Here is an 18,995-nt window from a genome sequence, read left to right as displayed (position 1 = left end):
ACTGCTATTTAATAATTTCTAACAAAGTACGTTGGGCATTATGTGGCTCTTCCCCTTCTGCAACTTGAGCACGTACCCATGAACCATCACCTTTTAATAACCATGCTTGCTGATTGTCTTTTAGATAATTGAGTAAGCCTTGTTGATAAATCCGCTTTTTCAATGCTGGATCTTCAATTGGGAAACATGCTTCAACACGGTTAAACAAGTTACGATCCATCCAATCCGCACTCGAACAATACACATGCGGATTACCATTATTACTAAAATAGTAAACACGTGTATGTTCCAAGAAGCGTCCTACAATAGACCGCACACGAATATTTTCAGACAAGCCTGGTAACCCTGGACGCAGGCAACAAATTGAACGAATAATCAGGTCTATTTGAACACCAGCCTGTGAAGCCTCATACAGCTTATTAATTAACTGCACTTCCGTTAGCGCATTCACTTTCACAATAATCTGTGCAGGTTTTCCTGCTTTGGCATTGGCAATTTCATCGTCAATAAAATTGATTAATTGCGCATGTAGCGTAAATGGTGCATGCAAAAGTTTTTTCAACTTTGCCATTTTGCCCATACCTGTCAACTCTTGGAAAATGCGATGTACATCTTCACACAGTTCTTTGTCTGTTGTGAGTAAACCATAGTCGGTATAAATACGGGCATTACCCGCATGGTAATTTCCTGTACCTAAATGGACATAGCGTACCAATTTATTATTTTCACGGCGGACGACTAAAATCATTTTGGCATGTGTCTTATACCCGACAATACCATACACCACCACAGCACCTGCTTCTTGTAAAACATTGGCCACTGCAATATTCGACTCTTCATCAAAACGAGCACGTAACTCAATCACCGCGGTGACTTCTTTACCATTCCGCGCTGCCTCTGCCAAGACTTGTACAATCTCAGAATCGGCTCCACTTCGGTACAACGTTTGCTTAATCGCTAGAACTTGTGGATCTCGTGCAGCTTCACGCAAAAAGTTAATGACTGGAGCAAAGGATTCAAACGGATGGTGCAATAAAATATCTTGCTTTTGCATCGCTGAAAAAATGTTTTCAGCTTTTTTCAATACTTTTGGAATCACAGGTGTATGTGAATCATAGCGCAAATGTGGACGCTTAAAATTTGACAACAATCGTGCCAAATTTACTGGACCATCCACTTTATACAACTGCTCTTCTTCTAAATCGAATTCATCAAGCAAGTAGTCATAAATATGTTTAGGACAGTTTTCGGTCACTTCCAAGCGTACCGCACGACCAAAACGACGTGAATTTAGCTCACCTTTTAACGCTTTCGCTAAATCTTCGACATCTTCATTTAAAGCCAAATCCGCATTCCGCGTTACACGGAACTGATAACAGCCCGTCGCAGTCATTCCAGGGAATAAGTCAGAAACATGCTCATGGATAATGGCAGATAACATGACATGGTGTTCTTTACCACCCGTCAATTCATCGGGTAAACGTACAACTCGCGGCAATGAACGTGGTGCGGGTACAACAGCTAAATCAATTTGACGACCAAAGGCATCTTTACCTTCCAAAGTCACAATGAAATTCAAACTCTTGTTAACTAAACGTGGGAATGGATGTGCTGGGTCTAAACTAATCGGGGTTAATACTGGGGCAACCTGTTCTTGGAAATACTTTTTCACCCAAGAAGATTGGGCTGGGGTTAGCTCACCACGACGCAAGAAACAAATGTCTTCTTCACGTAACTTCGCTAAGATTTCTTCATTTAAAATACGGTATTGGCGTTCAATTGCAGCATGTGTTGTTTGAGAAATTTGATCCAAAACTTGTTTAGGGGTTAGACCATCGGGGGTATGACTTTCATTGCCCAAATCCAACTGTTCCAACATGCCCGCAACACGAATTTCAAAGAACTCATCTAAATTTCTTGAAAAGATCAGCAAGAAATTCATGCGTTCTAGCAATGGATGCAACGGATCGACAGCTTGCTCAAGAACACGTAAATGGAAATCTAAAATAGAAAGTTCACGATTAATAAATCGATCATTATAAGTATATTCAACTGGCTCTAATGGAGTCTGTGCCGCCGTATTCATAATCAACCCATGATTTTAAGACGTTATCTGTATAGTCATAAGTATGCTTCAATTTTGTGACATTTTCATAAAAAAAGCCCAAAATATTTTGGGCTTATAATGCTTTATGCTGATAGCTGAATTAGGTGGCCTTAAGGTATTTCACTATAACGCATATATTTGCGAATCATTTTTTTACGAATTTGGACTTTTCGATCATTCTGATGATCTTGATAATATTTAGGGTTGGGTAAAATTGCAGCTAAAAATGCTGCCTGATCACGCGTTAAACTTCGCGCACTTTTGCCAAAATAATGCTGTGTTGCTGCTTCTACGCCGTAAATATTTTCACCAAATTCTACCGAGTTTAAATAGACTTCAAGAATTCGCTGTTTCGACCACATACGCTCCATCATCCAAGTGGCGACAGCCTCTTGCCCTTTACGAATAAAAGAACGCTTATTGTATAAAAATAAGTTTTTCGCCAACTGCTGAGAAATAGTCGATCCGCCCGCAACCACTTTGCCTTTGTCTTGGTTACGTTCTAAAGCGTATTGCATGCCTTCCCAGTCAAAACCATGATGGTGCATGAATTTTCCATCTTCAGATGTGACCACAGCACGTTTTACATAATCGCTAATCTCATCATAATCCCGCCATGTGTGCTGAATTGGTTTTGATGGTTCAGACCAGTAATCTAGACGCATGAACATAGTTGTTTCGACTGGATGTGTACGCCACCACAGCAAACTGCTAAATATCCATAGCTGTACAAGTAAAATAAAACTGACAATGACTAACAAAGTTCGAACAAAAAAAGCTTTCATGTCAGTAAGTTGCTCCAAATATTTTCATTCTTTCGTGCTAAGCTTGGTCAAAATATAGATTCAAAGTCAAACAATAGCATGTCTCATTCAACACCACCTTGGCTTCCAAGCAAACTGAATATGCAAGATTGGTGGCTCACAACCCTTTTCATTGCGGTCAATGTCGGGTTATTTCTCTGGCAAATTTTCTCTGGAGTCAATGTCAGTGATCCAAGCCTACCAGATGCCATACGCTGGGGAGCTGATTATGCACCTTTAACCTTTTTAGAGGAACCCATCCGCCTATTCACGAGCATGTTTTTTCATTTTGGACTTATTCATTTAATGTTAAACATGTGGGCGTTGTATATTTTTGGCAGTGTCGCAGAACAACTCTTTGGTCGTTTTTATTATTTCATGCTCTATCTTGCAGCAGGATTAATGGGCAGTCTCTTTAGTGGTTCTTTGGCAATACATGACACGGTAAGTATGTTGAATCAGCAAGTAATTGATTCCTCTTTACTGCCACATGTCAGTGCGGGTGCTTCAGGTGCTGTGATGGGCTTAGGTGGTGCTTTAACCTTACTTTCTCTCTTTCCTGTTCTACCACAACAACGCTTTATTCTAGATAAAAAGACCTTAATTATGGTCATGGGCATTAACTTGGTGATTGGACTCACGATCTCTGGAATTAATAATGCTGCGCATGTTGGCGGAATGCTGATGGGCGCAGTCCTTGCAGGTATTTGGTATCTGTGCCAAAAGTGGCAAAAACCTGCCCTAAGCTTCATTTTGGGTACAACTGTAGCCGTCGTGAGCTGCTGGTTCCTATACCAGTATTGCCTGCAACAAGTTCAACTGATTCAACCAATTTGGGCTGAATTATTACAGGCTATGCGTCAACGCTACCATTTTTAAAGACAGAAAGATGAATCTTAAGATTGATTCATCTCTCTTAAACTTTGTAATGGTGGGATATCACAGAGATAACTCAAACGATAACGCCCAATCAGTGAGCACAACACCATCATACTCACAGGTAGAATCAACCAGATTTCCCAATGGGCTTGGATGCTTAGGTTCATTCGATAACTGGCAATTGCACTGATCAATTCGGCAAAGAAACAAGCCACAATACCTGCCAGTAACCCCATAAATCCAATTTCCAGTGTCAGCATATTTTTGAGCATACGTTTGGAGCTACCAAATGAACGAAGTAAAGCGACTTCCCTTTTCTGCTCATCCATCAATAAATTAAGACAGGCAATTAAGACCAAAATGCCTGCAAGGCTGACCAGTGTAGCCAGAATGGTCACAACCTGAATCAACACATTCATCAAGCGCTTAATTTCATCCAGTATTAAGCCCACATCAATAAAGACCGTATTACTAAATTGCTGAATTAATTGAATCAGTTTTGGCTTGTCTTGCTCTGGAACATAAAAGCTGCCCAAATAACTGCCTGCATTTTCATCCAAAGTTTGTGGAGAAAAAATAAAGAAAAAGTTTGGGCTAAAACTTTCCCATTCAACTTCTCTTAAATTGACTACTTTGGCGTGTAGCATACCTTCAGGCAAACTAAAGCTTAAGCGATCACCCACCTGTATACCCAATTCTGTCGCAGTTTTCGCTTCTACAGAAACCTCTCCGACATGCGTAAACTTTGCTTGTCCTTGTACAATTTTATTATCCGTTGGTAGGCTACTGCTTTGAGTTAGATTCAATTCACGACGCAATGAGTTATTTTCCTTAACCAATTGTTCCGAAAAAGGTTGTTCATTTTTTGCGACTAATCGACCACGAATATTGGGATATAAAGGCGTGCTGTTCCAGCCATGTGCCAGTAATTGCTGCTTGAATTGGGGTACATCAAATGGTGGCAAACCGTAAACAAATTGATTTGGCGTACCTTGTGGCAACTGCTGTTGCCAACGCTCTAACAAATCAGTACGCAGGACAGCCAAAACAGTGATTAAACTCAGACCTAACGCCAACGCCGTAATCTGAAACGCAGTCTGATAAGGTACTTTAACATAAGCCGAAACTGCCATTTTTAAGCGTTTTAAAGCTTTCAAAACCAACCAGACCAAAACATACAAAAGTACACTCAGGGCAATGATGCCACCAATCACCAAACTGGTCAGTGGCAAATTTTCGGTAAGAATGATACTAAAAATAAATAGACTCAGTGTACCCGACACTAAAGTCCACAAGAAAACACGCATAGATTGCGTTTGTTGACGAATCACACGGATTGGCGGGGTGTACATCAACTGCCATAAATTCGGCAAAATAAAACCTGTCAATACCACTGCACTGGTCAATATGGCAATCGGCAAAGGGCCTTTCAGCATTGCCCATGCAGAAAATTGTAGCTGCAAGTTCGGAATCAGTTGTAGCATGAGCTGTAATAAGCCATAACCCAATACAACGCCAAGTAATACACCAATCAAAATCGCAATGCTCAACATAAATAATAAAAGATAAGCATAGACTTTTAAGATTTGGGGTTTAGAAGCCCCCATACAACGTAATAACGCAATATAGTCTTGGTTTTGTTGTACATAGCGTTGACTGGTCAATGCAATCGCGATACCACACAGCAAAATAGTCAGAATATTCGCCAACTGTAAAAAGGTATCTAAATTCTCTATTGGGCGCATCAGACGAGTATTGCCTTCGGTGGCATTACGCAGTTTCAACCCATTGGCATCTTCTGCATTAACTCCCGTGACATTCTTTGTCGTTTTCTGTTGTTGTTTGAATTGTGTTTGAAACTGTTGAATATTATTCGTATCGCCCGCCATCAATAGACGATAATCAATTCGACTGCCGACTTGAATGGCATTGGTTCGCGCAATATCTTGTTGTGCAATCATCACTGTCGGTGAAAAACCTGAAAAGCCAAGTTCTTGATTGGAGTCATGTTGAATCTTTGCGGTGACTTTAAACGTACCATCTGCAATTTGAATTTGGTCTCCCAACTTTACCCGCAATAAGTCCATCACCCGTGGACTTAACCAAACTTCCCCACTTTGAATAGGGCGATGTAGCTCCGGTTGTAACTGAAGTTTCCCTCGGAGCGGGAAATGTGCATCAACCGCTTTCACATTCACCATGACAAATTGCGACTCTGTATGCGCCATGGAGTTAAACACGGTAACCTGTGACTGTTTTAAGTGTTGGGCTGTCGCCTGATCCTTCCAACGTTGTTCAATTTCCGACTGATCTGACAACACTAAATCTGCAGCCATCAGCTCTGCGGCTTGTAAAGTCACCGCATTCTGGATTTGCTCATTACTAAATTTCAGTGCAGTCGTCACACTAATCGCCAGTACTAAAGCAATAATCAGCAAATACATCCCACTACTTTTCAGACTTTGCTGCAATAAAGGTCGAAATAGAGCACTCATACGTGATCACCACCCTGCACGTGTTCATGCAACTGACCTTCAAATAAATGGAGATGACGTTGGCATTGTCTTGCCAATTTCAAATCATGCGTAACCAGTACCAAGGTGGTGCCTAGTTCCTGATTTAAAGCAAATAATAACTGCTCAATCTCTTTGGCTGTTTGACTATCTAAATTACCTGTAGGTTCATCTGCAAAAATAATTTTAGGCTGACTAATTAGAGCACGTGCAATCGCCACACGCTGTTGTTCCCCACCAGAAAGTACTTTTGGCGTTTGCTCTGCCTGTCGCTCTAACCCGACTTTTTTAAGTAGCTCTAAAGCACGGTGTTCTGCCTCTGCATATTGAAAATTAGCGTGCAAACGCAAAGGTAACATGACATTTTCTAATGCGGTTAAGTGCGGCAAAAGTTGAAAAGACTGAAAAACAAAACCAATATATTTCAAACGAACCAACGCTCGTTGTTCTTCATTAAGCGCAGCAATATTTTCTCCACAAACAGTTAATTCACCACCACTGGCTTGATCTAACGTGGCCAAAATTCCCAATAGAGTTGACTTACCAGAACCTGAACGCCCTGTAATGGCAATTTGTTCACCTTCCATAATGTCGAGATTTAAATTTTCAAAAATTGAGAGACTTTTATCTACAAGTTGTATTTTTTGTGTCAAATTCTGGGCAGAAATTACGGCTTGTGGCATGATGAATCTCTCTTCTATTGTGCTCAGGTTTTCGTCAGTTACTATGCGTCAATCTCGTTTTAAAGTATTCGTTTATTCTTGGGTGATGGGGCTAATGCTCTGCCTAAGTCCAGTGATGGCTTCAGCTAAAACTATTCTGATTCTCGGTGATAGTATTAGCGCAGGTTATGGTTTGCAGCCACAGCAAGGATGGGTCACACTGTTACAAAAACGATTAGACCAACAGTATCCGAAACAGCATCAAGTGGTCAATGCGAGTGTGAGCGGTGAAACTACCAGTGGTGCTTTAGCACGTTTACCCAAATTACTTGCTACTTATAAGCCAAATATTGTGGTCATCGAACTGGGCGGAAATGATGGTTTACGTGGTCAACCACCACAAATGATTCAACAAAATCTAGCACGATTAGTTGAGCAAAGCCAAAAGGCAAAAGCCAAAGTCATTTTGTTTGGAATGAAAATGCCGCCCAATTATGGCACAGCCTATAGCAAGGCTTTTCAACAAAACTACACGGTTGTCAGTCAACGCTATCAAGTGAAATTACTGCCCTTCTTTTTAGACGGCATCGCGGGTCATAAAAATTTAATGCAAAAAGATTTAATTCATCCTAATGCTCAAGCACAACCCCAATTACTTAATTTAGCTTATCCATATATTAAAGGCGCTTTATAAAGCGCCTTTAATCATATCTATATTTTTTATAGATCAAATGCCTTAGAAGTCAAAAAAAATCACTTCACCTGTTTCGAGTGAATATTCCGCACCGACAACAATCATCTTGCCTTTCGCAATTAATTGTTCCAATACAGCCGAACCATGACGTAATTGATTAACAGAAGCAAACACATTTGAACGAACAGCATGGTTCGAAAGTTTTTTCAAATCGTTTTTCAACTCAGTTTGCATCAAGGTTTCAACAGAAGGACGCACTCGGTTCACAATCGACATCAAATTATTTGATGGTGGACACTCTGGGTTCATTAAAGTGTCAATGGTCGCTTGAATGGCACCACAATGGCTATGGCCAAGAACAACAACTACTGCACAGTCATAACGTTCAGCAGCAAATTCCACACTACCCACTTGCGAAGGAGCAACCACGTTACCCGCGACACGAATAACAAATAAATCACCTAAGCCTTGGTCAAAAACCATCTCGGCAGGAACACGCGAGTCTGAACAACCAAGTATAATTGCAAAAGGATTTTGATCTTCTGCCATTTCAGCACGTTCTTGGTGCGTCAATTGTTTAGGGAGGGTTGTTTCCCCAGAAACAAAACGTTGGTTTCCTTTTTTAAGACGGTCTAATGCTTCTTGAGCCGTTAGCATTCTTTTTTCCACCATGATTTGAAGTTTCAATATTCTAATACCAGCAAAAAAGAATGTCACTTGCAAAAAAGAATACGGCTAGACCTTTTTAGATTGGCAAAAAAGTTCAAGTGCTTTTTGTTGTTACCTTGAAGTAAATCACATTATTTTATTTTTATATCAATCATTTCAATAAACTTGTTCGTGACATTTTAGTGATTGTATTTACAATAGATCTTTATAAAGTCAAAGATTATTCTTTATACCAATTCCAGTTTTTTGCAGTTTCAAGAACAGATTTTCTACAACAAAATTTTAGCGATAAGGATTTAAGTCAATGACACAAACTCGTAAATATTTTTCTCATTTTGTTACTGCAATGGGAATCCTAATTACGATGTCATTGCCCAATGTTGCTTCAGCTAAAAATCCTCAACTTTCTCCCGAGCAAATTACGCTACAAAATTTTTTACAACAAGAACGTGAAGATTGTGGATTAAAAACCAAAACCCTCAAAGTCGGAGATATTTTTTGGAGCTATAACGAAGGAGGATCGAGTCAAAAACCTACTGTTTTACTGATTCATGGGTTTGGAGGAAATCGTGACAATTGGAATCGCGTTGCTTCTTATCTCACTCCCAACTATCACGTCATTGTGCCCGACCTACCCATTTATGGGGATACCAAAGTTCCATCCAATTTTGATATTGCTGTTCCGAATGTCACCTCCAGCCTTCGACAATTTGCTGAAGCTATAGATATCGAGAATAAATTGAATATCGCAGGTCACTCTTTAGGCGGGTCAATTGCCACCCTATATGCTGCGCAATATCCTTTTGATACACAAAGCTTATTTCTATTAAATAGTGCAGGCATCTACAAAAAAGCCAACACCCCCTACACCAGAGACCCACATTTTTTAAAGCATATTATTGTGTCAAAACCTGGTGATTATGATGAGGTTCGTCATGAGATCATGCAGAATCCTCCCAAACTCTCTCCAGAGCTCAAACATGCTAAAGAACAACTCTTGATTGCACAATCAGGTATAAATAATCTCGTCATTGAGCAAATTTCGACATTAAATCGCATCTATACCCCTGAAACATTTGCTCGAATTACCCGCAATGTAGAAGCACCAACTTTAATTTTGTGGGGCAAACAAGATAAAATCTTTAATGTTGAAGTTGCAGATGAATTAAAATCTCTGTTGAAACGTGCCGAAGCACCTGTCATTCTGAACAATGTGGGTCATATGCCTTTATTGGAAGCAGATAAACAAGTTGCGAATTATTACCTCCCATTTCTCGCAAAGACCCAAAATCTGAAAAATCCATTGGCGGATCAACTGATTCCTTTACATTAAATTTGAGCTTTTATGCAAAAACACCCCATGATTGAGCAACTGATCGAAGCTCATCTACAATTTTTAAATCATGAATTTACTCAGTCAGAAACCATTAAAAATGAATTTGTTGAGTTTTATCATTGGTTCAGAAAGCAAAAATTAAAACAAATTTGGACAGTCGAACAAATTCATCAATTAATTGACCAACAAATCTTAAAGACACCTGCCAGTGATTTTTTAATTGAACAAATTGCAGAACATATTCGCTTTGCCTTAGTTCATCCTGCAAATGACCAGACCAAAATCGCAGATGCCATTCCTGTGCTTACTGTCGATAAAATTGCTCAATACGTCGCCAGTAAAAGTGGGCATAGACAACGCTTAATTCATACCGTTGTGAACAACCCTGCTTTCTCTGCCATGATTACACAACTCATTCAGCACGCGATTCATGACTATTTAGATAACTCTGTCATGGTCAAGCATGTGCCGGGCGTTTCTCGTTTTATGAAAATGGGGAAATCTGTTTTAGAAAGTGTGACTGATTCAAACTTGGATCAAGCCATTCAGCATTATTTACAGAAAAATATTCAGAAACTCAGTCAAATGAGTGAACAAGTGTTAAATCAGCATTTTAATGATGATAAGCTTTATCATTTTCAAGCCAATTTGTGGCATAAAATTAAAGACTTACCTCTAAATGTTTTAAAAAACTATATTGAGATTGATGACTTGCCACACACTGTTGGTTTAGGTCATGAAATTTGGGATCACTTACGTCAAAGTGAATACATGGCACAACAAGTGAAAGATGGCATCTCGGCATGGTATGCACGTAATCAAGACCGAAGCTTTGATTTATTGTTCCGTGACTTAAATATTGATGAAGCATTAATCCAAAATCAGTTACAACATCTGTTAGAACCGATTATTCAGAATATACTGCAATCAGATTACCTCACTCAACGTGCACGTCATTATTTAGAAAAGTTCTATTATTCTGACAGTACCTTAGCAATCTTGAAAAAAGGCGCTGAATAGCGCCCTTTTGTTCTACATTTAAATCAACTTAAAATTCATATTTCAGACTCGCATAATAAGCACGACCTGGTTCGTTATAAGTTTGGTTCACAGAGTTATCACGTAATAATTTTTCATCAAACAAATTGCTAACACCAAGACGACCACTGATTTGATCCGTAAATTTATAGCCTGCATTAATGCCTGCTATACCATAACTTTTCACGGCAGTAACATTCATAGCGCCATTTTCAGTATTCGATTCTGCATATTGACGTGGCTTTTGGCGACCATACTGGGTATATACAAAGTTCACATCCATGGCATCGGTCACGTTATAGTTAAAGATGGAGTTAATCGTATAATTCGGTACAATCGACAGCGGATTACCTGTTTTTTTATTCTCCGAATCCATCATATACGTTACATTATTGGTCCAACTTGCATTATCAAAGCTTAAGGTTACACTTCCTTCGAGCCCTTGAATCAATGCTTCAGGCACATTTTCCCACTGTAAAATGTTATGACCCGCTGTTGAAGTGGTTAAAACAGTTTCTCCTGCTGTAATTTTATTTTCATAATCGTTTCTAAACCACGTTAAGCTGGCATTGACCATATCTTTTTCGAATTGAACACCCAGTTCTTTATTAATCGAGGTTTCAGGTTTTAGATCCGCATTACCGATTAAATAGCATTGGGAAATTTGTGTGGCTTTAATTGGGCAACCATTACCACGGGTATATAACAAATAACCTTCTGAAGTTTGATACATATTTGGCGCTTTATACGCCTTTGCAATGCCACCTTTCAGGGTAAAGTAATCGCCCAATTTTTGGGTAATGTTTAAGCTCGGACTCCAATTCGAACCTGATTTATCATGATCATCAAAACGAACACCAAGGACTAAATCAGTACTATCTGTCACCTTAAAGTTATCTTCAATATAGGCAGAAGCGATTCGTGATTGCATGCTTTCACGGTCAGCAGATAAGTTGATGAGTCCAGAAGCATCAGTTTGTACTGTGCTCGATGGATCCTTGAAGTCATCTTCTACCCATTCAGCACCCACAGTTAAAACTTGAGGAACAACAATCTCTAAAGGAATATTCGTTTCCGCATTAAAACGCAACGTCTCTAATGTAGAAGTCTTTTTATTAAATGAATTTGGACTCCCTTCTGGCCCACCAGCAAGAGATTCTGGAATACGTTTATTCTTGGTTTTATCGTATTGTGCGATGAGTTTAGTATCGCCCCAGTCCCATTTTCCTTCATGCGTTAAAGCATAACTGTCCCGATACATGGTATTGGTTTCTTGGCCTAATAAGCCTCGGACATAATCTGCATTGCTAAAGCTTCCACCTGTACCAGCAGCATCAAAGTTACTGTTTTGAATATCACCTGTATATTCATTGCCTTGTCGACCTGTTGCAATATCCAACAAAAGGGTTTGCTGATCATTCACTTGCCAAGCCAGTCGTCCTGCAATATCTTGATTCTCTACACCTTCACGACCTGCCGCACGCGTTCCCGACGCAGTGAGCGGATTAATATCTGGTGCATCTGCATCGGTCTGGTTGTAATTACCATACAAACGATAAGACAAAACATCTTTAACAATCGGACCACTTAAATTAAAGCCAACACGATTGGTTGCTCCCTCTTTGGAATCTTCTGGCTGATTGGTATAAAGCTCAACCGAACCATGTACTTCATTGGTTACTTTCTTGGTTTTAATATTGACCACACCACCCATGGCACCTGAACCATAACGCGCAGCAGCAGGACCACGTAACACTTCAATCGATTCAATTGCATCTGCTGGTACCCAGTTTGAATCTCCACGCGTATCACGTTCACCACGCCAACCATAACGAACTGAGTTTCTAGAGTTAACGGGCTTACCATCAATCAAAATTAAGGTATTTTCGGGCCCCATACCACGAATATCAATTTGACGGTTATTGCCACGTTGCCCTGTTGCACTGTTGCCTGTCAAATTCACACCAGGCATACGACGAACATATTCAGAAATGTCATTCACTACAGGAAGCTTATCTAAATCTTCTTCAGTAATGATAGATGCCCCTAGGGATTGCTTTACTTGCTCTTCGGCAGTCAGAACAATTTTTTCAAGTTTGGTTGGATCTGTTTGTTGTGTCGTAATTTGCGCAGTTGAAGAAGTTTGCTGTTCTGTCTGTAAATCTTCAGCATTACTCATCACACTCATGACCGACAAAATTGAAAGTGTTAATGCTGATTGGACAATACGTCTGTTCATACAAATATCCCAAAGGTGTGGAAGATAGAAAAAAACGTGAAATTTCGGTTTCAGAGTGTAACAAACATAAATATAAATGCAATTATTATTAATAATAATTCTCATTTATATTTAATATTTATTGAAAATTAGGGGAGTTTTGTATGCAACAGGCATAAAAAAACCTCCATATTATGGAGGTTTTTAATGTATTACGTTCAAGTAATTACTTGAAATATGCACCTTCTGCTTGGGTATGATCCGTCTGGTCAATCACACGCTGTAACTCTGGAACGTGTTGTTTCAAAGTCGTTTCTACCCCTTGTTTCAAGGTCACATCAATTGCTGAACAACCTTGGCAACCACCACCAAATTTAAGTACAGCAGTTAGACCATGCTCTTCATCTTCAACCACTTCAACCAAAGCACAGTTGCCACCGTGACCTGCTAAACCTGGATTGATTTCAGATTGTAAAACATAAGTAATACGCTCTTCGACAGAAGCATCAGGCCCAACACGTGGAACTTTTGAATTTGGCGCGCGGAAAGTCAACTGACCACCAAAACGGTCTTTGTTGTAGTCAATGACTGCATCTAATAAATATGGAATAGATGGTGCGTCAACATAAGCAGGGAAATCTGGATAGTCTTGCTTATAATCTGTTGGCACAACTTCTTCAGGCGCACTATATGCCATACAACATTCAGCACGAGGTGTTCCAGGATTCTCCACAAAAACACGTACACCAATACCTGGAGTATTTTGTTTCGCCAGTAAATCACGCAAATACTCTTGTGCAGTTGGTGTAATCAATAAGTTTGGAATTTCTTCTGCAACTGCAGTGCTGGTGTTCTCAGTCGACATAACAATATTTCCTCAAGCTGAAGTCGCTATTTTAACTGAAGATGCGGGTAAATTAAAAAAAATCAACTAAAATTGTCGGATTTATTCTAAAAGTCCTGTGCAATGAATCAATTAATGGCATTATTGAGATTGAGTCATTAAAAATTGAACCTTTTCTATATGCTAAATCTGCCTTTCAACCATACTGTTGCGCTGATTATCATTACTGTGGTGGTTTCCCTTCTGGCATTCTCTAATCAGAAATTGATGAGTCGCTTGATCTTTTGGCCACCTGCAATGCAAAAAGGACAATATGACCGTTTTATCACGCATGGTTTTGTTCATGCGGATGGCGCTCATTTGCTCTTCAACATGATTACCCTATTTTTCTTTGGGAGTATTATTGAAAGCTTTTATCGTCAGTATTTTTACGACCTTGGCTTTGCCCTATTTTATTTGGGTGGATTAATTTTTGCTATTTTACCAAGCTACTTAAAACACAAAAACGACTTCCAATGGGCCAGTCTTGGCGCTTCAGGTGCCGTGTCTGCGGTTCTGTTTGCTTATATCCTGTTTGAACCATGGAAGCTGATTTTTGTATTCTTTATTCCTGTACCTGCGATTATTTTTGCGGTGCTCTATATTGCCTATAGCATTTGGTCAGGAAAACGGGGCAACTCTCATATTAATCATAGTGCACATTTATGGGGTGCAGCTTATGGCGTCGTTGTGACCATTTTACTTGAACCCCGCTTAATTCCACATTTCTTCAATAAGCTAACCCAGCTACCATTTTAATATTTTAGATTAATCAAAAATGGGGGATACATTCACGTTCCCCCCATTTTTAAAAATAACTTTTATTTCATAACAGCTTTTACATAAAACAAATCGCAGCAATAAAATAATTTGACTAAAATTAAGTTTAAAACAATAGATAGAATATGGAGAATAAATATATGTATAAATTTCTCATGATTATCGCTACTTGTCTCAGCTTAAACATACTCACGGCTTGTGCTGTACATACACGCGAAGGCAGTATTGTTGTTGACCCGAATGGCAACTTAGGACACTACGAACATGGTGGTGATTTCTGCCCACCAGGTCAAGCCAAGAAAGGGCGTTGCTAAGTCACAGCTTAAATTGAATTTTTCTTTGACTGTCAGTCGATTGACTAGACTGACAGTGCCTGCTGATTTCAATTTTCCTCAATATTTATGCAAATTTCTGCGCACTCTTCCAAGCTTTTCACAAACTGAGTTTAAAACTTTAGACGCTCAGGACATAAATTGGTAGTTAATGCCACCCCAAACTTTAATTTGGCATAGATAATGAATACATCTGTATATTAATACTGTAATCAGACGAGATTTTTTGCATGTCCAGCACTTTAGAGGGTCTACAGTTCCCTGTTCAACCCGATACTCAAAAACCAAGTACAACTCGCACAGGCAAGGAAATTATTGCTGAGGCATTATCGATTGTAGACAATCAATCTGCCCAACAAGTGCTAAAAGAAAAGAAATGGCGTAAAAACTATCCAAAGTACTTTAAAGCCTTGGTCGAACATGGCATTCGCAATTGCAGCAATCCGATTAGCATTGCAAAACAAGGTCTGCATAAAGCTCAACATAGTTTTGAGTTTTACCGTAATGGTCAACGTTATTTATTAAAAGACATGATGGATGTGCCCTTAGCTCAGTTGCATACTGTTCAGTTAAAAGGTGAAAGCTTAGTTGATCCAGAATGGTACATTCCTTATCACGGACAAAACCTCAAAGGTGAAGCTTTACTTGCACAAGTTCAAAAATGGGAAGATGACGGCATTATTGAACCTTCTCATGCAGACGCCTTACGTTTAGCCAATGCACACCCTGAATGGTTCGATCTTTCTGACCGCACCATGGTGCTATTTGGTGCAGGTTCTGAAGCAGGTCCACTGACATGGCTGTCCAAATGGAAAGCCAATATTGTGGCTGTGGATTTACCTAACAGCAAAGTTTGGCAAAAAATTCTCAATACCATTCAAAATGGTAATGCAACGTTGTATGCACCAAGTCAGACTTCTCTTTCCGACCAGACGCCAACTCGTGAACTCTATGCCAAGCTTGGGGCAAATTTACTTACCCAAACTCCAGAAATTGCACAATGGCTATTACAAAGCGAACATCAACTGGATTTGGCAGCTATTGCTTATCTCGATGGAGAGAAGCATGTCCGCGTTGCCATGGCCATGGACAGCATTATGAAAGTCGTTAGTGAACAAAAAGCCGACACCAGCTTAATGTTTATGTGTACGCCAACTGATGTTTATGCTGTACCCAAAGAAGTGATTGAGTCTTCAGCAGACAAATTCCGTTATCGCTCTCAAATGCAGAAGCTGCTGACTAAAGGTGTAGCAACAGCATCTTTAAAACATTTTTTCCAGAGAAACCTGCATGACCTGATTAAATCTGACAATGGTCAAGTCTATGGAATCGCAGACTGCCTGGTGATTGAACAAGGCCCGAACTACGCATTGGCGAAACGTATTCAGCAATGGCGCGCAACTCTGGCTCGTCATGAAGGGCAACGTGTAAGTATTAATATTGCCCCATCGACCACCACACACTCTGTGACCAAAAATCCGCTGCTCAAAGCCGCTTTTAATGGTGCCAGTTTATTTGATGTCGAAGCTTTTAAACCTGAAACGACCAATGCCATTATGGCGGCGCTGTGGATTCATGATTTACGTAATCCTGACTCGGTCGCAAATCCTGAAACAGTAATGAATCATCCTTTAGAGTTGATGATGCAGGGTGCCAATCATGGTGGATTATGGCGTGTAGCTTATTTGGCACGAACAGCGCTACCGTTTGCTGCAATTTATGGCTTTGCGACAGATAAACTTCCACTAAAAAAAGCGTTGGCGAAATTAAAGAGCTAAATATTAGAATATCTAGGTAAATCAAGCCTAATCGCTTGGAATAGCAAAGGGCGCCATCTAGTCTTGTGCCCTTTGCTGATCTCAGCCCTAAATAAGTTTAAACAGTTAAATTCTTTTTTAATTCATCTTCAACAATCGTCAATTCAATTTCACTGAACTTACGAATTTCCCCTTCAGCATGTTTCTCTAATATTCCACCGATTAAAGGGACTTTCACTTTGACCGTCCACTCTAATTGAAATTCAATATGTTGATCTGAGCCTTTGACTGAACGGTTACAACTGGCTTGTAAAGGTAAATTCGCACCTAAATCGACAGTAGACGTCATCGCTTCAAGATTACTAATATCTGTGCGATGCAAGCGAAATGCATCTTTTAATAGTTTTTTGGCAATGTCTGGAATGTTTACATCTAAATTATAAGCACGTTTCAGAGTGTAGATGTCGCCTACTTTTTTTGATTCTAAAATTTCCAAATTTTCACCTGGAATTCGGCGACAAACTTGTTCATGTAGGCTCGTATCAGCAGCTAAACGTTTAAATTCTTCTAGCGATACACCCTGTATGGTTGCATTGACAATAAACTGATGTGCCATGACGGTTCCTTCTTTTTTGTTTTATCCTATTGGAAAAGCGCGAGTATTTTCATTACAAAACAACGTTGACTATACGTTGATATCATGACTGATTAAAGTCAATTCTGTTTAGACTGTCATTGACCCATTTTTTGTTTTACGTATTGGAAATGCCAAAAGTCACACTGATTTCTGATAAGCAATTGATCTTTAAATAATGATGTTGAAATTCAATGATGGCGTAGAATTCTGTAGCACCATCATCTAAACCTGTTGCAGCCCAAGTCGTACCTTTAGGAAAAAGGTCAAGCCAAGTGGCTTGATAAAAGTCTGAAACTGAATCAAATTGTAAATATTGTTCTGGATTTTGAATAATTTTACGGGCAATTTCATCAAACTGCTGTAACTTGGCTTGATTAAAATGGATCAACATTCACTTGCCCCAATCCTACTATTCAGCTTTTATGCCTGCCAAGTGTTGTTTTTTCTGGACTTGAATCCATTGCCACCAACCAAAAGCGGCTAAACCAACAAAGGCAGCGTATAAACCTGCAGTCAAAAACAGATCTTTATAAATAAACATCCCGACATAAACAATATCTACAAACACCCAAAGTACCCATGTCGCAATATGTTTGCGGCTAGTCCAATAGGTTGCCAATAAGCTAAATGCTGCCAATTGTGCATCTAACATCGGCACCGCTGCATCTGTCCAGAATTTCAGACTTAATCCAAAGGCCAATCCAGCCAGTGCAGACAACAATATTTGCCAAATTACCGTACTAGTTTTAATCGGCTCGATACGGATATAATGGTCTTGCTGCTTACCTTTCAGCCAATGATAAAACCCGTAGAAATTCACCACCATAAAGAAAAACTGTAAAATTGTTTCTCCATACAATTTAAAAGTATAGAACAAATAAGCATATAAAACGAAAGCGAGAAAATTAAACCACCAACACCACATATTGCGTTTAATGGTTAACGCCACGCCAATCACGCTGATGATGACAGCAAAAATTTCCAGTCCAGACATCAATGGTTCACTTTAAAAACTGATGGCACATTATGAGAAATTTTTCATAGAACGCAAGTTGCAATAAAAAGAGGCAAACTAGATGATCTTGAAACTTTTGACGCGATTAAAAGACGAGATCTGTGACTTCAGGATGCGTCTTAAACTCAGACTTATGTTCTGCACCATTTCGGTCAACATGGCTACAAAACACGCCATACTTTCCAACATAATATTCAAGTGACTGGTCATAGAAATTCCAATAAATCGACCACTCATTTAAATCTAGCTTGCGAATTTGGGTTAACGCTTTAGCAGGTAATTTTTTAAGCAAATTATGTTGGATTTCTTCTGCTGCTTGAATATCGCGAATATGAATATTTTGCTCAAAAAACTGTTTCACAGCATCATCAAACAGCAATTGATCATAATATTCAATTTCGATTACTTTGCTTTCTATTAATTTTGTTTCCGTCAGCTCTGTTTGAGCATCTTCGGGTAGGGTTTTAGAAAAATAGCGAGCACGATACTTTTCAGTCACTTTAATTTTGATAAAAATCTGCCACGCTGCTGTCAGGGCAAAGCCTAATAAACATAAAACAATAATTTTAAACATATTGTCCCCCTATTCAGGCATATTTTCAGCATTACGCTCACTTATATCATACGCTGTTTTATATTTTGGATGAGCCCAATTATCTTAAAAATCAGTTA

Annotated in this window: 18 protein-coding genes; 7 read left to right on the top strand and 11 right to left on the bottom strand. The window is 39.4% G+C overall.

What is annotated here, in order from left to right; genetic code table 11:
* Positions 1 to 4: 4 nt before the first annotated feature.
* The gene (ppk1, locus tag MP622_RS02475; RefSeq protein WP_044737383.1) at positions 5 to 2,086 is read right to left on the bottom strand and encodes a polyphosphate kinase 1; all 2,082 of its coding nucleotides are present in this window, start codon (positions 2,084 to 2,086) and stop codon (positions 5 to 7) included.
* A 131-nt stretch (positions 2,087 to 2,217) separates the two neighbouring features.
* A complete protein-coding gene (mtgA, locus tag MP622_RS02470) occupies positions 2,218 to 2,892 on the bottom strand; it encodes a monofunctional biosynthetic peptidoglycan transglycosylase (RefSeq protein ID WP_044737384.1) in 675 nt (224 codons plus the stop codon).
* Between the two features lie 78 nt (positions 2,893 to 2,970).
* On the opposite strand from mtgA, the gene MP622_RS02465 reads away from it, so the two are divergent.
* Positions 2,971 to 3,789 carry a rhomboid family intramembrane serine protease gene (locus MP622_RS02465; protein WP_243792327.1) on the top strand — a complete coding sequence of 273 codons (819 nt, stop codon included), beginning with the start codon at positions 2,971 to 2,973 and terminating at the stop codon, positions 3,787 to 3,789.
* Between the two features lie 17 nt (positions 3,790 to 3,806).
* Here the strand turns inward: MP622_RS02465 and MP622_RS02460 are convergent, their stop codons facing one another.
* Complete coding sequence (locus MP622_RS02460; RefSeq protein WP_243792325.1) at positions 3,807 to 6,284, bottom strand: FtsX-like permease family protein; 2,478 nt, start codon at positions 6,282 to 6,284, stop codon at positions 3,807 to 3,809.
* The gene (locus tag MP622_RS02455; RefSeq protein ID WP_243792324.1) at positions 6,281 to 6,985 is read right to left on the bottom strand and encodes an ABC transporter ATP-binding protein; all 705 of its coding nucleotides are present in this window, start codon (positions 6,983 to 6,985) and stop codon (positions 6,281 to 6,283) included. The genes MP622_RS02460 and MP622_RS02455 overlap by 4 nt, the downstream gene beginning before the upstream one ends.
* Positions 6,986 to 7,028: 43 nt before the next feature.
* Between MP622_RS02455 and MP622_RS02450 the strand changes: the two genes are divergently transcribed.
* The gene (locus MP622_RS02450) at positions 7,029 to 7,658 is read left to right on the top strand and encodes an arylesterase (protein ID WP_243792322.1); all 630 of its coding nucleotides are present in this window, start codon (positions 7,029 to 7,031) and stop codon (positions 7,656 to 7,658) included.
* A 42-nt stretch (positions 7,659 to 7,700) separates the two neighbouring features.
* Here the strand turns inward: MP622_RS02450 and MP622_RS02445 are convergent, their stop codons facing one another.
* The gene (locus MP622_RS02445) at positions 7,701 to 8,315 is read right to left on the bottom strand and encodes a carbonic anhydrase (protein WP_016166907.1); all 615 of its coding nucleotides are present in this window, start codon (positions 8,313 to 8,315) and stop codon (positions 7,701 to 7,703) included.
* 376 nt (positions 8,316 to 8,691) lie between these two features.
* Between MP622_RS02445 and MP622_RS02440 the strand changes: the two genes are divergently transcribed.
* Positions 8,692 to 9,660, top strand: a complete 969-nt coding sequence (locus MP622_RS02440; protein WP_228155366.1) for an alpha/beta hydrolase — start codon at positions 8,692 to 8,694, stop codon at positions 9,658 to 9,660.
* Positions 9,661 to 9,672: 12 nt separating this feature from the next.
* On the top strand, positions 9,673 to 10,683 hold the full coding sequence (locus tag MP622_RS02435) for a hypothetical protein (protein ID WP_243792320.1): 1,011 nt from the start codon (positions 9,673 to 9,675) through the stop codon (positions 10,681 to 10,683).
* 28 nt (positions 10,684 to 10,711) lie between these two features.
* Here MP622_RS02435 and MP622_RS02430 read toward each other — a convergent pair whose 3' ends face one another.
* Together MP622_RS02430 and nfuA are read right to left on the bottom strand one after the other, a co-directional pair.
* The gene (locus MP622_RS02430; RefSeq protein WP_243792318.1) at positions 10,712 to 12,940 is read right to left on the bottom strand and encodes a TonB-dependent siderophore receptor; all 2,229 of its coding nucleotides are present in this window, start codon (positions 12,938 to 12,940) and stop codon (positions 10,712 to 10,714) included.
* Positions 12,941 to 13,145: 205 nt separating this feature from the next.
* On the bottom strand, positions 13,146 to 13,784 hold the full coding sequence (gene nfuA / locus MP622_RS02425; protein WP_016166911.1) for a Fe-S biogenesis protein NfuA: 639 nt from the start codon (positions 13,782 to 13,784) through the stop codon (positions 13,146 to 13,148).
* 159 nt (positions 13,785 to 13,943) lie between these two features.
* On the opposite strand from nfuA, the gene MP622_RS02420 reads away from it, so the two are divergent.
* From MP622_RS02420 to MP622_RS02410, 3 genes are all read left to right on the top strand, one after another.
* Complete coding sequence (locus MP622_RS02420; protein WP_016166912.1) at positions 13,944 to 14,561, top strand: rhomboid family intramembrane serine protease; 618 nt, start codon at positions 13,944 to 13,946, stop codon at positions 14,559 to 14,561.
* A 176-nt stretch (positions 14,562 to 14,737) separates the two neighbouring features.
* The gene (locus MP622_RS02415) at positions 14,738 to 14,896 is read left to right on the top strand and encodes a hypothetical protein (protein ID WP_228130572.1); all 159 of its coding nucleotides are present in this window, start codon (positions 14,738 to 14,740) and stop codon (positions 14,894 to 14,896) included.
* A 248-nt stretch (positions 14,897 to 15,144) separates the two neighbouring features.
* Entirely contained in the window at positions 15,145 to 16,692 is a 1,548-nt protein-coding gene (locus MP622_RS02410; RefSeq protein WP_044737390.1) for a hypothetical protein, read from the top strand.
* A gap of 97 nt (positions 16,693 to 16,789) precedes the next feature.
* On the opposite strand, the gene MP622_RS02405 is transcribed toward MP622_RS02410, so the two are convergent.
* The 4 genes from MP622_RS02405 to MP622_RS02390 form a co-directional block, all read right to left on the bottom strand.
* Complete coding sequence (locus MP622_RS02405; protein ID WP_151503737.1) at positions 16,790 to 17,287, bottom strand: DUF2505 family protein; 498 nt, start codon at positions 17,285 to 17,287, stop codon at positions 16,790 to 16,792.
* A gap of 136 nt (positions 17,288 to 17,423) precedes the next feature.
* Positions 17,424 to 17,699 (bottom strand): hypothetical protein, encoded by a 276-nt coding sequence (locus MP622_RS02400; protein WP_151503736.1) that lies wholly within the window; start codon positions 17,697 to 17,699, stop codon positions 17,424 to 17,426.
* Positions 17,700 to 17,717: 18 nt separating this feature from the next.
* Positions 17,718 to 18,302 carry a nicotinamide riboside transporter PnuC gene (gene pnuC / locus MP622_RS02395; protein ID WP_151503735.1) on the bottom strand — a complete coding sequence of 195 codons (585 nt, stop codon included), beginning with the start codon at positions 18,300 to 18,302 and terminating at the stop codon, positions 17,718 to 17,720.
* A gap of 106 nt (positions 18,303 to 18,408) precedes the next feature.
* Positions 18,409 to 18,897 (bottom strand): hypothetical protein, encoded by a 489-nt coding sequence (locus MP622_RS02390; protein WP_151503734.1) that lies wholly within the window; start codon positions 18,895 to 18,897, stop codon positions 18,409 to 18,411.
* Between the last annotated feature and the right edge of the window lie 98 nt (positions 18,898 to 18,995).

This window comes from Acinetobacter sp. PK01 (genome assembly GCF_022819285.1).
Lineage (GTDB): Bacteria > Pseudomonadota > Gammaproteobacteria > Pseudomonadales > Moraxellaceae > Acinetobacter > Acinetobacter tandoii.
Note: the sequence above shows the minus strand (reverse complement) of the source record. Positions and strands in the feature narration are given on the sequence as shown.

Excerpts from the sequence above, each read along its gene's own strand:
- MP622_RS02445 (WP_016166907.1), bottom strand. The coding sequence starts at position 8,315 with ATGCTAACGGCTCAAGAAGCATTAGACCGTCTTAAAAAAGGAAACCAA.
- MP622_RS02430 (WP_243792318.1), bottom strand. The coding sequence starts at position 12,940 with ATGAACAGACGTATTGTCCAATCAGCATTAACACTTTCAATTTTGTCG.
- MP622_RS02415 (WP_228130572.1), top strand. The coding sequence starts at position 14,738 with ATGATTATCGCTACTTGTCTCAGCTTAAACATACTCACGGCTTGTGCT.
- MP622_RS02400 (WP_151503736.1), bottom strand. The coding sequence starts at position 17,699 with ATGTTGATCCATTTTAATCAAGCCAAGTTACAGCAGTTTGATGAAATT.
- MP622_RS02435 (WP_243792320.1), top strand. The coding sequence starts at position 9,673 with ATGCAAAAACACCCCATGATTGAGCAACTGATCGAAGCTCATCTACAA.
- ppk1 (WP_044737383.1), bottom strand. The coding sequence starts at position 2,086 with ATGAATACGGCGGCACAGACTCCATTAGAGCCAGTTGAATATACTTAT.
- MP622_RS02465 (WP_243792327.1), top strand. The coding sequence starts at position 2,971 with ATGTCTCATTCAACACCACCTTGGCTTCCAAGCAAACTGAATATGCAA.
- pnuC (WP_151503735.1), bottom strand. The coding sequence starts at position 18,302 with ATGTCTGGACTGGAAATTTTTGCTGTCATCATCAGCGTGATTGGCGTG.
- MP622_RS02420 (WP_016166912.1), top strand. The coding sequence starts at position 13,944 with ATGCTAAATCTGCCTTTCAACCATACTGTTGCGCTGATTATCATTACT.
- nfuA (WP_016166911.1), bottom strand. The coding sequence starts at position 13,784 with ATGTCGACTGAGAACACCAGCACTGCAGTTGCAGAAGAAATTCCAAAC.
- mtgA (WP_044737384.1), bottom strand. The coding sequence starts at position 2,892 with ATGAAAGCTTTTTTTGTTCGAACTTTGTTAGTCATTGTCAGTTTTATT.
- MP622_RS02460 (WP_243792325.1), bottom strand. The coding sequence starts at position 6,284 with ATGAGTGCTCTATTTCGACCTTTATTGCAGCAAAGTCTGAAAAGTAGT.
- MP622_RS02405 (WP_151503737.1), bottom strand. The coding sequence starts at position 17,287 with ATGGCACATCAGTTTATTGTCAATGCAACCATACAGGGTGTATCGCTA.
- MP622_RS02410 (WP_044737390.1), top strand. The coding sequence starts at position 15,145 with ATGTCCAGCACTTTAGAGGGTCTACAGTTCCCTGTTCAACCCGATACT.
- MP622_RS02450 (WP_243792322.1), top strand. The coding sequence starts at position 7,029 with ATGCGTCAATCTCGTTTTAAAGTATTCGTTTATTCTTGGGTGATGGGG.
- MP622_RS02455 (WP_243792324.1), bottom strand. The coding sequence starts at position 6,985 with ATGCCACAAGCCGTAATTTCTGCCCAGAATTTGACACAAAAAATACAA.
- MP622_RS02440 (WP_228155366.1), top strand. The coding sequence starts at position 8,692 with ATGTCATTGCCCAATGTTGCTTCAGCTAAAAATCCTCAACTTTCTCCC.
- MP622_RS02390 (WP_151503734.1), bottom strand. The coding sequence starts at position 18,897 with ATGTTTAAAATTATTGTTTTATGTTTATTAGGCTTTGCCCTGACAGCA.